Source organism: Sulfitobacter sp. AS59 (assembly GCF_038899995.1).
Lineage (GTDB): Bacteria > Pseudomonadota > Alphaproteobacteria > Rhodobacterales > Rhodobacteraceae > Sulfitobacter.
The window spans coordinates 1-13824 of sequence record NZ_JBBMQK010000001.1 but is presented as its reverse complement, the minus strand read 5'-3'; the positions used below and the strand labels follow the sequence as shown (position 1 = coordinate 13824).

General features: G+C 57.5%; 14 protein-coding genes, 1 tRNA gene and 1 pseudogene. 7 read left to right on the top strand and 9 right to left on the bottom strand.

The genetic code is table 11. From position 1 onward, the window contains the following. Nucleotides 1-23: 23 nt before the first annotated feature. The 3 genes from purQ to purC are packed head-to-tail and all read right to left on the bottom strand — an operon-like array spanning nucleotide 24 to nucleotide 1736. On the bottom strand, nucleotides 24-692 hold the full coding sequence (gene purQ / locus WNY39_RS00080) for a phosphoribosylformylglycinamidine synthase subunit PurQ (RefSeq protein ID WP_342843070.1): 669 nt from the start codon (nucleotides 690-692) through the stop codon (nucleotides 24-26). After that, nucleotides 692-922, bottom strand: coding sequence for a phosphoribosylformylglycinamidine synthase subunit PurS (gene purS, locus WNY39_RS00075; RefSeq protein ID WP_342843068.1), 231 nt, complete (start codon nucleotides 920-922; stop codon nucleotides 692-694). The genes purQ and purS overlap by 1 nt, the downstream gene beginning before the upstream one ends. A gap of 52 nt (nucleotides 923-974) precedes the next feature. Next, on the bottom strand, nucleotides 975-1736 hold the full coding sequence (purC, locus tag WNY39_RS00070) for a phosphoribosylaminoimidazolesuccinocarboxamide synthase (protein WP_341235292.1): 762 nt from the start codon (nucleotides 1734-1736) through the stop codon (nucleotides 975-977). A 184-nt stretch (nucleotides 1737-1920) separates the two neighbouring features. Between purC and WNY39_RS00065 the strand changes: the two genes are divergently transcribed. The 3 genes from WNY39_RS00065 to bmt all read left to right on the top strand — a co-directional run bounded on the left by WNY39_RS00065 (nucleotide 1921) and on the right by bmt (nucleotide 5290). Continuing rightward, on the top strand, nucleotides 1921-2238 hold the full coding sequence (locus WNY39_RS00065) for a DUF1476 domain-containing protein (RefSeq protein ID WP_341235293.1): 318 nt from the start codon (nucleotides 1921-1923) through the stop codon (nucleotides 2236-2238). A gap of 131 nt (nucleotides 2239-2369) precedes the next feature. Next, nucleotides 2370-4232: a phosphatidylglycerol lysyltransferase domain-containing protein gene (locus tag WNY39_RS00060; protein ID WP_342843061.1), complete on the top strand. Its 1863-nt coding sequence runs from the start codon at nucleotides 2370-2372 to the stop codon at nucleotides 4230-4232. Nucleotides 4233-4267: 35 nt separating this feature from the next. Continuing rightward, nucleotides 4268-5290, top strand: coding sequence for a betaine--homocysteine S-methyltransferase (gene bmt / locus WNY39_RS00055; protein WP_342843059.1), 1023 nt, complete (start codon nucleotides 4268-4270; stop codon nucleotides 5288-5290). On the opposite strand, the gene WNY39_RS00050 is transcribed toward bmt, so the two are convergent. Further along, the gene (locus WNY39_RS00050; RefSeq protein ID WP_342843057.1) at nucleotides 5287-6366 is read right to left on the bottom strand and encodes a PA0069 family radical SAM protein; all 1080 of its coding nucleotides are present in this window, start codon (nucleotides 6364-6366) and stop codon (nucleotides 5287-5289) included. The genes bmt and WNY39_RS00050 overlap by 4 nt on opposite strands. 200 nt (nucleotides 6367-6566) lie before the next feature. On the opposite strand from WNY39_RS00050, the gene WNY39_RS00045 reads away from it, so the two are divergent. Both WNY39_RS00045 and WNY39_RS00040 read left to right on the top strand, forming a co-directional pair. Next, complete coding sequence (locus tag WNY39_RS00045) at nucleotides 6567-7265, top strand: B12-binding domain-containing protein (RefSeq protein ID WP_093915158.1); 699 nt, start codon at nucleotides 6567-6569, stop codon at nucleotides 7263-7265. Between the two features lie 65 nt (nucleotides 7266-7330). Further along, the gene (locus WNY39_RS00040; protein WP_342843055.1) at nucleotides 7331-7969 is read left to right on the top strand and encodes a DUF1638 domain-containing protein; all 639 of its coding nucleotides are present in this window, start codon (nucleotides 7331-7333) and stop codon (nucleotides 7967-7969) included. A gap of 68 nt (nucleotides 7970-8037) precedes the next feature. Here WNY39_RS00040 and WNY39_RS00035 read toward each other — a convergent pair whose 3' ends face one another. Beyond that, entirely contained in the window at nucleotides 8038-8448 is a 411-nt protein-coding gene (locus tag WNY39_RS00035) for a SufE family protein (RefSeq protein WP_342843053.1), read from the bottom strand. A 118-nt stretch (nucleotides 8449-8566) separates the two neighbouring features. Between WNY39_RS00035 and WNY39_RS00030 the strand changes: the two genes are divergently transcribed. Beyond that, nucleotides 8567-9088 (top strand): hypothetical protein, encoded by a 522-nt coding sequence (locus WNY39_RS00030; protein ID WP_342843051.1) that lies wholly within the window; start codon nucleotides 8567-8569, stop codon nucleotides 9086-9088. A gap of 31 nt (nucleotides 9089-9119) precedes the next feature. Here WNY39_RS00030 and rnd read toward each other — a convergent pair whose 3' ends face one another. From rnd to purM, 3 genes are all read right to left on the bottom strand, one after another. Further along, nucleotides 9120-10277 carry a ribonuclease D gene (gene rnd, locus WNY39_RS00025; protein ID WP_342843049.1) on the bottom strand — a complete coding sequence of 386 codons (1158 nt, stop codon included), beginning with the start codon at nucleotides 10275-10277 and terminating at the stop codon, nucleotides 9120-9122. A 73-nt stretch (nucleotides 10278-10350) separates the two neighbouring features. Continuing rightward, a complete protein-coding gene (gene purN / locus WNY39_RS00020; protein ID WP_342843047.1) occupies nucleotides 10351-10947 on the bottom strand; it encodes a phosphoribosylglycinamide formyltransferase in 597 nt (198 codons plus the stop codon). Then, complete coding sequence (purM, locus tag WNY39_RS00015; RefSeq protein ID WP_342843046.1) at nucleotides 10944-11990, bottom strand: phosphoribosylformylglycinamidine cyclo-ligase; 1047 nt, start codon at nucleotides 11988-11990, stop codon at nucleotides 10944-10946. The genes purN and purM overlap by 4 nt, the downstream gene beginning before the upstream one ends. A 136-nt stretch (nucleotides 11991-12126) precedes the next feature. Here purM and WNY39_RS00010 point away from each other — a divergent pair. Continuing rightward, a tRNA-Ile gene (locus WNY39_RS00010) sits at nucleotides 12127-12203 on the top strand. A 333-nt stretch (nucleotides 12204-12536) separates the two neighbouring features. Here WNY39_RS00010 and WNY39_RS00005 read toward each other — a convergent pair. Next, nucleotides 12537-13744, bottom strand: a pseudogene (locus WNY39_RS00005) (DDE-type integrase/transposase/recombinase); the annotation flags it as partial. Nucleotides 13745-13824 lie beyond the last annotated feature (80 nt).

The following is a 13824-nucleotide window of genomic DNA, read 5'->3' as shown; positions in this document are numbered from 1 at the left end:
GCAACCTCGACCGTGCACTCAAGTCACGCTGTGACCAGTGCCCCCGCCAATGCGCGGAAGAGCGCCACCCCGTCGGTGCCACCATGCACAGGATCAGCCATACGTTCAGGGTGCGGCATCATACCCAGCACGCGCCGGTTGGCAGACAAGATGCCAGCAATATCGGCCTGCGCGCCGTTCGGGTTGTCCTCATAGGTAAAGGCAACGCGGTCTTCGGCCAGCAATTCGGCGATGGTGTCAGCATCGGCATAGTAATTGCCATCGTGATGCGCGATAGGAATGTCGATCACTGCACCGGCATTATAACCCGATGTGAAATCACTGTCCGATGTCGCGACCTTCAGGCCCACGGTCTTGCAGATGTACTTCAACCCGGCATTGCGCAGCAGCGCGCCCGGCAGCAGACCGGTTTCCGTCAATACCTGAAAGCCGTTGCAAATCCCCATGACATAGCCGCCACGGTCCGCGTGGGTTGCCACTTCGCGGCAGATCGGGGAATTCGCGGCAATCGCGCCGCAGCGCAGGTAATCACCATAGGAAAAACCGCCCGGCACGCCGACGATATCGACGCCAGCAGGCAGTTCAGTATCCTTGTGCCAGACCATCGAAACCTTGGCCCCGGCCGCCTCAAAAGCGACCGCCAGATCACGGTCACAGTTAGAGCCCGGAAAAACGATGACGGCTGCATGCATCAGATCATCTCCACGCTGTAGGATTCGATCACCGTATTGGCGAGCAGCTTTTCGCACATCGCCTCGACATCCGCCTCGGTCGTGCCGGCATCCAGATCAAGCTCGATCACCTTGCCCTGACGCACGCCTTTGACCCCGTCAAAGCCCATGGCCCCAAGTGCATGGCGCACGGCCTCGCCTTGCGGATCCAGAACACCGTTCTTCAACATCACATGCACCCGTGCTTTCATGGCGCGTCCCCCTGCTTCATTTTGCAAAATAAACTCATATCCGACGCCAGCCTCAATTGATCAACGTCGGTTTCATCATCGGTGTCGACGTCTTGGGCATCACGCCCAAACGCCGTGCGACTTCGGTATAGGCATCCGCCAGCGCCCCCGCGTCGCGTCGAAACACATCCTTATCCAGCTTCTGGCCGGTCTCCATGTCCCACAAGCGGCAGCTGTCCGGGCTGATCTCGTCTGCGATGATCAAGCGCTGGAAATCCCCGTCATAAACGCGGCCAACCTCGATCTTGAAATCCAGCAGCCGGATGCCGACGGCCATCATCACGCCCGACATGAAATCATTGACGCGCAAGGACAGGCTCAGGATGTCTTCCATGTCCTGCTGGCCAGCCCAACCAAAGGCCGCGATATGTTCCTCGGTGACCAGCGGGTTCCCGAGTTCGTTGTTTTTGTAGTGGTATTCAACGATAGGCCGCGGCAATTGCATGCCTTCTTCGATCCCCAGCCGCTTGGAAAAACTTCCCGCAGCATAGTTGCGCACCACGATTTCGAGCGGAACAATCTCGGCCTGACGGATCAATTGCTCGCGCATGTTCAGACGTTTGATGAAATGGGTCGGCACACCGATGCTGTTCAGCCCGGTCATGAAAAACTCGGACAACCGGTTGTTCAACACACCTTTGCCTTCGATCACAGCCTGTTTGCCGGACCCGATAGAGGCGGTGTCATCCTTAAAATACTGGACAATCGTCCCCGGCTCCGGCCCCTCGTACAGGATCTTGGCATTGCCTTCATAGATTTTGGTGCGACGGGCCATGCGCATACCTTCCAGACATCAGGCGGACGGCAGGGGCCGTCGGGCCTTTGAGGTGTCACATAGTCCAACCATCCCTTTCGCGCAAGCGCATGACCTGCCTTGCTGCGGTGCGGGCGATACTTGTGGGCGACCGAAACCATTCCCATGTTATACTTACCAAAGCCATATTTTCAGGAGAACGCCAATGTCGACCTTTAATGACCGCGAAAACGCCTTTGAGAACAAGTTCGCACACGATTCGGAAATGCAATTCAAGGCCGAGGCACGGCGGAACAAATTGCTGGGCCTTTGGGCGGCAGGGTTGTTGGGCAAAACGGGCGATGACGCGTCGGCCTATGCCGCCGAGGTTGTCAAATCAGACTTTGAAGAAGCTGGCGAAGAGGACGTGTATCGCAAAGTTTCAGGCGATCTTGGCTCCCACGCGGATGAGCCAACCATTCGCGCCAAGATGGCCGAACTGATGATCGAGGCCAAGGCGCAACTGATGCAGGACCTGACCTAACCTTTCGACGTCCTTTAAGAAAACAACCGCGCCTTTGAGTTAAATCTGGGGCGCGTTTTTTGGTGCTCTTAACATATTGGAAGGGCACCGGTGGTCAAACTCCAGCCTACGTTGGGCCGGGGGACACAACCATGATGAAAAAGCTTCTTTCGGGGCAAGGCACGCGTGCCGCGCAGCTCGCTGTTTCGGTGGCGATTGGCGCAGTATGTGTATGGGTTTTGACCGGCCAACTGTCGGCGGGGTTCTGGCAGGATGTCACGGCTGAACTGCGCGGGCTTGATCCCCTGTCAGTGATGTTGGCCGCCTGTTGCACGGGCCTTAGCTTTGTCGCCCTCGGGCGCTATGACGCGGTGGCGCACCGTCATTTGGGCAGCGACACGCCGACGTTGCAGGCCTGCGGTGCTGGCACAATCGCCATCGCCTTGGCACAGACCCTTGGGCTTGGTGTGCTCACCGGTGCGCTTGCACGCTGGCGCATGTTGCCCGATATCTCAATGGCGCTGGCACTGCGTCTGTCCGTTTTTGTGTGCCTGACCTTTATGGTGGCTTTGCTGGTTGTGACGGCGGTGGCCTGCGTTGTCTTTCCATCACCGGCGTTCATGTTCTGGCCCTCTGTTATTGTCGTTGCGGCCCTGCCCGCCGCCGTTGTTGGCCTTTATCTCTGCCCCGTCTTCACCTTAGGCCGCTTTACGGTCCGGCTGCCCAGCCTGCGTGCGCTTGCCTCCATCCTGTTGTGGACGGTGATTGATGTGCTGGCGGCGTCCACCGCGCTTTATCTGCTTATTCCGGGGGGCGAGGTTCCCTTTACCGTATTGTTCCCGCTGTTCCTGATCGCCCTTGGCTCCGCCCTGTTGAGCGGCACACCGGGGGGCGTGGGGCCGTTTGAGCTGGTACTTTTCGCGGCCCTGCCGGGTGGCGCGTCTGTTCAGGTTCTTACGGGCATCATCGCGTTTCGTGCGATTTACTATGCAATACCAGCGTTGATCGCGATGGCCCTGATGCTTCGGCCCTACGCCAGCGTCGATGCGATGGCACCCCGCGCTCGTGGCGATATTGCAACCGCCCCGAGGGCCGAGGTGGGCGTGATCCGGCAGAACGGCGGCTTTATCGCAGATCACAGCGCCCTTTGGCACTGCGGCCAAACGCTGTGTGCCCTGTTTGACCCCCTTTCAAACGCGACACCTGACCCGATAGCAACTGTTTCAACCCATGCAAGGGATCGAAACCTGATCCCGGCCCTATATAAATGTTCAGCCCGCACGGCGCTGCTGGCCCGTCAGCAAGGCTGGTTTATCTCGCATATCGCGGACGAGGCAATGTTGAACCCCCTGCAATTTATCACCACCACAGCCCCGTTTCGCAGCCTGCGGCGCAAACTGCGCGCCGCCGACAAGGCGCAGATCACCATATCGCAGGTCACCCCCCTGCCCGTTTCGGATATGGCCCGCGTCGATGAGCTTTGGCAGCGCGCCCGTGGCGGCGCACGGGGCGGCACCATGGGGGTCTTCGCGCCAGAATACGTGGCGCATCAACGGGTGTATCTGGCCCATCACAAGGGCCGCCTTGTCGCCTTTGCCAGCTTTCATGAAACCACCCGTGAATGGTGTCTGGACCTGATGCGCCAAGACCCGAGCGCCCCGGACGGCACTATGCATGCGCTTATACACGCAGCAATCGGCGACGCCGCGACCCAAGGGATTGCCCGCCTCAGCCTCGCGGCAGTCCCCGCCTGCCCTGATCCGTCCTCCGCGCTCATGGTCAAACTGTCACAGATCGCCGTGCGCAAAACCGGCGGGCCGGGGCTGCGCCAGTTCAAATCGAACTTCCGCCCAACTTGGCAACCGCTCTATGCTGCGGCCCCGAACCGCGCCCTATTGGCGCTTACCTTGGTTGATATTGCCCGCGCCGTTCACCGCCCAAGCACCGCAACGAATGATACCAAATCTCATTACGATGATGAAAATTATGAGGTTGCCTCACGTTTGGCATCGTGAGAAGACGCGAAATCACATCTTTAGCGGAGCTTTTCATGTCAAATCCTCTTACCGACCTTCTGGCTGAAAAAGGCACGCTGCTGGCGGATGGTGCCACCGGCACCAATCTGTTCAACATGGGGCTGATGTCTGGCGACGCGCCCGAAATGTGGAACACGGACGAGCCGCAGAATATCATCAAACTCTATAAAGGCGCGGTTGAGTCAGGCAGCGATATCTTCCTGACCAACTCCTTTGGCGCGAATGCATCGCGGCTGAAACTGCACGGCGCTGAAAAGCGCGCGCATGAGCTGAGCCGCGTTTCCGCCGAACTGGCCCGCGAAGTCGCAGATACCGCCGGGCGCAAGGTCATCGTCGCAGGGTCGGTCGGCCCCACCGGCGAAATTATGGAACCCGTCGGCCCCCTGACCCACGCGCTGGCCGTCGAGATGTTTCACGAAACCGCTGATGGCCTAAAGGCTGGCGGTGCCGATGTGGGCTGGCTGGAAACCATCAGCGCGCCCGAAGAATACCGCGCCGCTGCCGAAGGGTTCAAGCTGGCTGGTCTGGATTGGGTCGGCACGATGAGCTTTGACACCGCTGGGCGCACCATGATGGGCATGACATCTGCGGCCATGGTCGACATGGTACACGGGCTGGACAACATGCCGCTGGCCTATGGTGCCAACTGCGGCACCGGGGCGTCAGACGTGTTGCGCACGGTCTTGGGTTTTGCCGCCAAAGGCATGGCAACCCCGATCGTGTCCAAGGGCAATGCGGGCATCCCCAAATATGTCGAAGGCCACATCCACTATGACGGCACGCCCGAATTGATGGCAGATTACGCGGAACTGGCGCGCAACTGCGGCGCGTCGATCATCGGCGGATGCTGCGGCACCTTGCCTGAACATTTGGTACACATGCGCGCAGCCCTTGATAGCCGCCCCAAAGGTGACGCGCCCAGCTTGGAACAGATCGTCGAAGTCTTGGGCCCGTTTTCGTCGGCCAGCGATGGCACCGATGGCGAAGGCCCGGTACGTGCGCCTCGCCGCGGTCGTCGTGGCCCCAAAACCAGCTAAAACAAATCCAACTGCGCGCTCGCCCGTTTGGGCGGGCGAAACAGATCGCAACGCATGGGCGGCAAAAGCGTCGAAAGCCCCAACCGTTTTACTGCCAGATCAAAACGTTGTGCGATGATCTGGGCATAGGGGCCTTCGCCACGCATGCGGGTATGCCAATTGGCGTCATATTCCTTGCCGCCGTGCATTTCACGCAAGCGCGCCATAATGCGCCCCGCCCGATCAGGATAATGCTGCGCCAACCAGTCTTGCATTAGCATCGACACCTCGCGCGGCAGACGCAGCATAATCCAACTGGCAGATTGCGCGCCCGCATCACGGCCCGCTTGCAAGATCGCCTCCAGCTCTGGATCCGTCAACGCTGGCACCAAGGGCGACGCCATGACCCGCACCGGAATTCCGGACTTTGCCAGCCTTTCGATGATCTGCAACCGGCGTTTTGGCGTAGGCACCCGCGGCTCCATCAACCGGCTGAGTTTTGCATCAAGCGTGGTGACCGAAACGCCAACCCGCACCAGCCCGCGCTGCGCCATGTTCGATAAAATATCAATGTCCCGCTCGATCAGGCTGCCCTTGGTGACAATCGCCACGGGGTGATTCACCTCTGACAATACCTCAAGCAACCGCCGCATAATCTGGTGATCTTTCTCAATCGGCTGATAGGGATCGGTGTTTGTTCCAATCGCAATCGGGGCCACCTGATAGCGTTTGCTGGCCAATTCACGCCGCAGCACATCCGGCGCAGCCGGCCGCGCAATCAGCCGCGTCTCAAAATCCAACCCCGGCGACAGCCCCAGATAGGCGTGACTGGGGCGGGAAAAACAATAAACGCACCCGTGTTCGCACCCCCGATATGGATTGATCGACCGGTCAAACGGCAGATCCGGCGACCGGTTATAGGTGATGACACTGCGCGGCATTTCCTCGCTCACCTGGGTCCGCAAGACCGGCAACGGACCCTCATCACCGGCCCATCCATCATCAATTGCGGTCGTGGAAATGCGTTCAAACCGACCCGCATGGTTCGACGATGTGCCCCGCCCGGCAAGTTTAAATCTGATATCTTCGCGATCCATTCAAATCTTCTGGAACAAAATAGGAACATCGTCAAGTAAGGACCGCCAAGCCATTGTTTTACAGGACCATTGACGCTATTTATTTGGGATGAATGCGTCGCTTGTGATGCGGACCGTGTCGCAAAATGCACGCGGTTTTGCCTGATTTCATGACACAAGGACAAAAGCCTGATGGGCACGCTAACCGATGAGGAACGACTATGTCGGATGAAGACGAAATTATCCTTGCTGAACTGAACGACGAAGATCTTGTTCAACAGATGTTTGACGATCTTTATGACGGTTTGCGCGAAGAAATCGAAGAAGGCGTGAACATCCTGATCGGTCGGGGCTGGGCCCCTTACGATGTGCTGACAAAGGCGCTTGTTGGCGGCATGACCATCGTTGGCGCAGATTTCCGCGATGGTATTTTGTTCGTGCCCGAGGTGCTTTTGGCCGCCAACGCGATGAAGGGTGGCATGGCCATTCTCAAACCGCTGCTGGCCGAAACCGGCGCGCCACGCGTGGGCAAGATGGTGATTGGCACCGTCAAAGGCGACATTCATGACATTGGCAAAAACCTTGTGTCGATGATGATGGAAGGTGCCGGGTTTGAGGTTGTCGATCTGGGCATCAACAACTCGGTCGAAAAATACCTTGAGGCGATGGAAACTGAAGGCCCTGATATCCTTGGCATGTCCGCGCTTTTGACGACCACAATGCCCTATATGAAAGTCGTGATCGACACGATGGTAGAACAGGGTATCCGCGATGATTACATCGTGTTGGTCGGCGGTGCCCCCCTGAACGAAGAATTCGGCAAAGCCATCGGCGCAGATGCCTATTGCCGCGACGCAGCCGTTGCTGTGGAGACCGCCAAGGAATGGGTCAGCCGCAAACATAACAGCGCCAAGGCCTGAGAACTTTATGATTTAGTCGAAAGGCCTCTCCTGACCGGAGGGGCCTTTTGCGTTATAGGAATATGATGAACACGCCCAGCGACACCCAGCTTACCGAAAATGGCATGCCTGTTACGGCAGGCAACGGGCGTGTTTTATTGATCGCCTGCGGTGCCTTGGCGCGCGAGATTTTGGACCTCAAGGCCGCCAACCGCTGGACCCATCTTGACCTGACCTGCCTGCCGGCCAAGCTGCACCTATACCCCGATAAAATTACCGATGCCGTGCGCGCCGCCGTCGACAAACATCGCGGCCAATATGCTGATATATTTGTGGTTTATGCCGATTGTGGCACCGGTGGATTGCTTGAAAAAGCCTGCGACGAGATGGGCGTAAAAATGGTCGCCGGCCCGCATTGCTATAGTTTTTTCGAGGGGAACGACAGCTTTGCCAAAACAGCCGAAACTGAAATAACGACGTTCTACCTGACCGATTTTCTGGTCCGCCAATTCGACGCGTTTATCATAAAACCCATGGGGTTAGACCGGCACCCTGAACTGCGCGACATGTATTTCAGCAACTATGAAAAGCTGGTGTATCAGGCGCAAACCGACGATCCGGCCCTGACGGCCAAGGCCGAAACCTGCGCTCAGACCCTTGGTCTAGCGTTCGAGCGGCGCTTTACCGGCTATGGCGATCTTGAGAAGACTCTCAAAACCCTTTGATTTTCATTTTGCCAAATAAACTCAACTGTCCGACCGCCAGACAAAAACGCACCCGCCCCTAACGGCCCCTACGCCTGCGCGGCTGCCGTTTCGCGCACCCGTTCGATCATCGCAGTCAGCCCGTTAGACCGCTGCGCAGACAAATGTTCGTTTAGTCCAAGTCGGCCCATCTCAGCGCGGGCGTCGACAGCGATCACATCCGCAGGGGCCAACCCGTTGTAAAGCGTGCGTAAAACCGCAATCAGCCCGGATACGATCATTGCGTCGCTGGCACCGTCAAAATGCAAAACACCGTCTTCAAAAGTCGCGTGAAGCCAGACCTGACTGGCACAGCCGTCTACCTTTGTTGCAGGGACGCGCAAGGCTTCCTCAAGCGGGTCCATCGCTTTGCCCAGATCGATCACATGACGGTATCGGTCTTCCCAATCCTCCAGAAATTCAAAATCCTCGACCAGTTCTTCAAACGCTTCAGTTGCCACGGTGATACCCTCGCTTTTCGTAGCCCACAGGTAGGTCGCGCATTGGCAAAGGTCCACCCCTTCCCAACCGCCTTGGGATCGGTTAGTCAAATGACACGGCAATTTCACGGCGGACCCTATGCGCAAAATCTTCTCGGCCATTTTGGTATCAACCCTTGTTCTGACCGGCTGTGCGACAGTGCGCGAAAGTCGGGTCAATCCGTTCAATTGGTTCGGCTCTGCCCGTTCGGAACCCATTGCCCGCACCGAGGTCAGCACCAACCCGCTGATCCCGCAATCTTCGGGCCTGTTCTCGCGTGGACGTCAGACCGAGGTGATTTATCCCGGTCGGCCTTTCGATCAGGTGACCGACCTGACGATTGAACGTATTCCCGGCGGTGCCATCATCCGCGCTACTGGGCTGGCAGCACGGCAAGGCATTTACGACGTGCAACTGACACCAGCACACCCCGAAGAGCTGCCTGTGGACGGGGTTCTGACCTACCGTCTTGAGGGGATCGAGCCCGGAAAGAACACGGCCGTTGGCACTGCGCCCACACGGGAAGTGATCGCAGGGCGCAAGCTGACCGATCAGATGCTGGCAGGTGTTCGGGTGATCCGCGTCGAAGGTCAACGCAACGCGCTGACGTCTCGCCGCTAAGATTTACACTTTATTAAAAAATGGTTGAGCGTTAAAGCTCAACCACTTTCACGGACGCACCTACAGCCGTCAATGCGATTTTTCCATCGCACAATAGCAATGCGTCATCACCGAACACTTCACGACGCCAGCCCTTGAGCGCGGGCACATCACGCAGACCACCGGCAATCGCGTCCAGATCAGCGGCGGGTGCAATTAGCTTGGCCGCGACCCCTGCGCTTTCTGTTTTCGCCTTAAGCAAGACCCGCAATAGATCGGCCAGTGCGGGGTTCACCTGCAGCTTGTCACGGCTGCGATCCGGTTGCGGCTGATCAGATGCAGAGCAGTTCACGCCAGCAGCAACCGCTTTCAGAATGCCTTCGGCAATCTCGCCTTTACGCGCATCCCGCAGCAGCAGTCGCGCGCGGCCCAGTTCCTCGTGGTTTTTGGGCTTGTTGCTGGCCAGTTCGACCAGCGCATCATCCTTGTACACCCGGCTGCGCGGGATGTTGCGGGTCTGGGCATATTCTTCGCGAAAGGCCGCCAATTCGCGCACGATTGCCAAGAACTTTGATGAATTTGTCCGCGTCTTGACCCGCTTCCACGCGTCCCGTGGGGCGGTCGTATATGTATCGGGGCTGGTCAACGTCTCCAGCTCTTCTGCGACCCACCGCGCGCGGCCGGACTTCTCCAACTGGTCAGACAGAAATTCATAGACCTGCCGCAGGTGCGTCACATCGGCCAACGCATATTTGGCCTGTGCCTCGCTCAGCGGGCGGCGCGACCAATCGGTAAAGCGTGAGGTTTTGTCGACGGCCTGATGCGCGATTTTGCGAACCAGCGTTTCATAGCCGACCTGTTCACCAAAGCCGCACACCATCGCCGCGACCTGCGTGTCAAACAACGGCTCTGGAAAGACGCCCGCATCAACGAAGAATATCTCAAGATCCTGACGCGCGGCGTGGAACACCTTGACCACGGACGTATCGCGAAACAGCGTATAAAGCGGTTCGAGCGACATGTCCCCGGCCAACGGATCAACCAGCACGGCGTTGGAATCGTCCGTACCCGGCATCGCCAGTTGGATCAGACAAAGTTTCGAATAATAGGTCCGTTCCCGCAAAAATTCGGTGTCGACGGTCACATAATCATGCTTCGCAGCTTCTAGGCAATACGCCTCAAGCGCGTCAGTTGTGGTAATTGTTTTCATATCAGTACTTTGACCAGAGCTGTGCCAACAGGCAATGTGTAATCGGAACAAGACAGGTCAAAAAACCTGATCGTTAACTATCGAGCGTTAAAAGGCTGCGATCCCCGGCGGCAAAGCGCCGTAATACCGCCGGATACAAGCGGTGTTCTTGGACCAAAACGCGTTTGGCCAGATCATCGGCGGTATCGCCTTCCAAAACCGGCACCCGCGCCTGCCCTAAAATAGGACCATCGTCCAAGGCAGCTGTCACCTCGTGTACCGTGCAGCCATGGACCTTGTCCCCGGCCTCAAGCGCGCGGGCGTGGGTGTGCAACCCCTTGTAAAGCGGCAACAAAGACGGGTGGATATTGATCATGCGTCCCGCCCAGGCATCGGTAAAGCCAGCGGTCAGTTTGCGCATAAAACCCGCAAGGCAGATCATATCGGGCGCATGGGCGGCAAGACGCGCTGACAGTTCGGCCTCGAACGCGGCGCGGTCGCCTTTAAACGGTTTGTGATCAACGACTTCGGTTGCGATTCCACGGTCTTTGGCCCATGCGATACCCCCCGCATCAGCCACATTCGACACGATAACACAGGGCCGCGCCGGGTGGTCGCCGGTCATATCCTCGACCAGCGCACGCATGTTAGAGCCGCCACCAGATAGAAAAATCGCGACCCGTTTGGTCACAGCAATTGGCCCGTGTATTCGACCCCGGCACCCGTGGTGACATGACCCATCGGATAGACGGTTTCGCCCGCATCGCTCAGCAGTTTTTGCAGGGCATCGGCCTGATCCGCTGCCACAACCAAAATCATGCCCACGCCGCAGTTAAAGGTCTTGAGCATCTCGGCCTGAGACATCCCACCAATCTGCGCCATCCATTTGAAAACACCGGGCAAATCCCATGCGTCCAGATTGATGTCAGCGCCCAGATCATCCGGCAAGACGCGCGGCAGGTTTTCGGTCAGACCGCCGCCGGTGATATGGGCCAGCGCGTGCACACCGCCTGCCCGCACTGCTTCCAAGGCTGGTTTTACATACAGCCGCGTTGGCGTCAGCAGCACCTCGCCCAAGCTGCCGTCGGCCCATGGGCAATCGGCATCCCAGCCAAGGCCGGACATCGCCACCAGCTTGCGCACAAGGCTGTAGCCGTTTGAATGCACGCCATCGCTGGCAAGGCCCAGCAACACATCGCCAGCAGCAACGCCGCTTGGCAGATCCGCACCGCGTTCCATCGCACCGACAGAAAAACCTGCAAGGTCGAAATCACCGTCGGAATACATGCCTGGCATCTCGGCGGTCTCGCCGCCAATCAATGCGCAGCCCGACCCTTCGCAACCGCGCGCGATCCCTTCAATGATGCGGGCGGCCTCTTCGGTTTCCAGCTTGCCCGTGGCAAAGTAATCTAGGAAAAACAGCGGCTCTGCGCCCTGACACACCAGATCGTTGACGCACATCGCCACCAGATCAACGCCGACGCCGTCAACATTGCCGGTATCAATGGCGATCCGCAGCTTGGTGCCGACACCATCCGTGGCCGCGACGAGGATCGGGTCGGTGTACCCTGCCCCTTTGAGGTCGAACAGCGCGCCAAACCCACCCAAGCCAGACATCACACCGGGGCGTTTGGTCCGCTTGGCTGCTGGTTTGATCCGTTCCACCAACGCGTTGCCCGCATCAATATCCACCCCTGCATCCACATAGGTGATTCCGTTTTTGGAGTTGGTCATCGTCGGGCCCCGCCGCTTATTGCCTATGCGAAAGCGGGTTACATCACCGCGCGCGGGCGCGCAATGCAAGACACGTCCGAGTTCGCGTTCTTGGTCTTGACGCGCTGCCGCCGCCCGCTTACGAAACCGCCATGGCGGGCCTGTAGCTCAACTGGTTAGAGCAGAGCGCTCATAACGCTTTGGTTGCGGGTTCAAGTCCTGCCGGGCCTACCAAAAAACCGCTTTTTCCCTTTGCTTTCAGTGATCATACGCCACTCGAACGAGAAAGGATTCTCATATTATTTCAACAGCTTGTGAGCTACATGTCACACGCTGCATCACCTTAAATGCAAACATAAGTGACCGAGGTGCCAGGAGTTTAGGGTGAATTTGAAATCAGTTCCTGTACTCGTGGGAAACGCTTTTGACATGGATACCTGAAAACGGCTTACTACTCATCGGCAACATATTCCTACACACATATTTCTGCTTTTGTCCGTCGTCAGGGTTTTTGGAACCAAATGCAGCTTAAACTAAGAGAGTATTCGGCTCATCTGGTTGGTTTGATTATGCGGCGCGTTGTCTGTGATGCAAGCGTCGTGTTTCGAGCGTCTTTCGTTTGATCCTTTCTCCTTGTTGTAGAATGGCTTTGTCACGTCCGAAGTAGACATCTGATGGTGTGACGTTGTTCAGGCTCTCATGATAGCGCTGATGGTTGTAGTGGTCGATGAAGGCCACAATCTGAGCGTCGAGATCACCTGGCAGGAAGTAGTTTTCCCGTAGGATGCGGTTCTTCAGGGTCTGGTGCCAGCGTTCCATTGACCGGCAGGGTATTGCGCAGCAATGTCCCGAGAGGTGATCTTTCCCTGTGTTTGGGGATGATAGGGCGCGCCACGCGCGCGCTTCATGCCTTTGCCTTGAAGCCATTCGGCCAAGCCACCAGAGACGTAGCTGGACCCGTTGTCACTGAGCAGTCGAGGTTTATGAATGACGTGAACCTGATCGCAACCGGATGCCTGCAGTGCCAGATCGAGGGTGTCGGTTACATCTGCAGCTCTCATGTTGGTGCAGAGTTTCCATCCCTCTCGGGACATTGCTGCGCAATACCCTGCCGGGCAGTGAAGATAATGTAGCGGCTGTAGTCGTCCAAGATAGTGCTGAGGTAGCACCAGCCGCTGCCAAGCACTTTGAGATAGGTGAAGTCGGTCTGCCACAGCTGATTGATGGCCGTGGTTTTGTCTTTGAACTCGCTGGCAGCCTTGATGACAATGAACGCGGGACTAGTGATCAGGTCGTGCGCCCTCAGCACGCGGTAGACGGAAACCTCTGATACAAAATAACTTTCCTTGTCAGTGAATGTCACTGCCAATTCCCGTGGCAACAGCTCCGTTTCCTTCAGCGCCAGTTTGACGATCTTGCGCCGCACCTCGTTTGGAATGCGGTTCCAGACGTGCCTGGGTTTGGGTGATTGATCCTGCAGGCCAGCCTCGCCACGCTGCAGATACCGATCATACCCGTTGACCGGCAACACATGCACTGCATGTGTGAGAGGGGTCGGTAGAATGTCGTGCCCGGGATGCCCAGCTTGGCCAGCGTCTGACGGGCTGATAGGTGACTTTCTTCGACCAGCCGGATGATCTCAAGTTTCTCAGATACAGGGTATCTCATTCGTGGTCGCCCCCATTGCCTATCATGATTTTTTTGAGAAGATGCAGTTCAAGCGTTTGCTCAGCCACAACTTCTTTGAGATCGCGGGCTTCGCGGCGTAGATCTTTGCCTGAGCTACTCCCCATTCCTTGGACAAGATCTGAGATAAATTAAGCTACTCTTTGCACCTGCTGATCGGGGTTGTTTG

Excerpts from the sequence above, each read along its gene's own strand:
- purQ (WP_342843070.1), bottom strand. The coding sequence starts at position 692 with ATGCATGCAGCCGTCATCGTTTTTCCGGGCTCTAACTGTGACCGTGAT.
- purS (WP_342843068.1), bottom strand. The coding sequence starts at position 922 with ATGAAAGCACGGGTGCATGTGATGTTGAAGAACGGTGTTCTGGATCCG.
- purC (WP_341235292.1), bottom strand. The coding sequence starts at position 1,736 with ATGGCCCGTCGCACCAAAATCTATGAAGGCAATGCCAAGATCCTGTAC.
- WNY39_RS00065 (WP_341235293.1), top strand. The coding sequence starts at position 1,921 with ATGTCGACCTTTAATGACCGCGAAAACGCCTTTGAGAACAAGTTCGCA.
- WNY39_RS00060 (WP_342843061.1), top strand. The coding sequence starts at position 2,370 with ATGATGAAAAAGCTTCTTTCGGGGCAAGGCACGCGTGCCGCGCAGCTC.
- bmt (WP_342843059.1), top strand. The coding sequence starts at position 4,268 with ATGTCAAATCCTCTTACCGACCTTCTGGCTGAAAAAGGCACGCTGCTG.
- WNY39_RS00050 (WP_342843057.1), bottom strand. The coding sequence starts at position 6,366 with ATGGATCGCGAAGATATCAGATTTAAACTTGCCGGGCGGGGCACATCG.
- WNY39_RS00045 (WP_093915158.1), top strand. The coding sequence starts at position 6,567 with ATGTCGGATGAAGACGAAATTATCCTTGCTGAACTGAACGACGAAGAT.
- WNY39_RS00040 (WP_342843055.1), top strand. The coding sequence starts at position 7,331 with ATGAACACGCCCAGCGACACCCAGCTTACCGAAAATGGCATGCCTGTT.
- WNY39_RS00030 (WP_342843051.1), top strand. The coding sequence starts at position 8,567 with ATGCGCAAAATCTTCTCGGCCATTTTGGTATCAACCCTTGTTCTGACC.
- rnd (WP_342843049.1), bottom strand. The coding sequence starts at position 10,277 with ATGAAAACAATTACCACAACTGACGCGCTTGAGGCGTATTGCCTAGAA.
- purM (WP_342843046.1), bottom strand. The coding sequence starts at position 11,990 with ATGACCAACTCCAAAAACGGAATCACCTATGTGGATGCAGGGGTGGAT.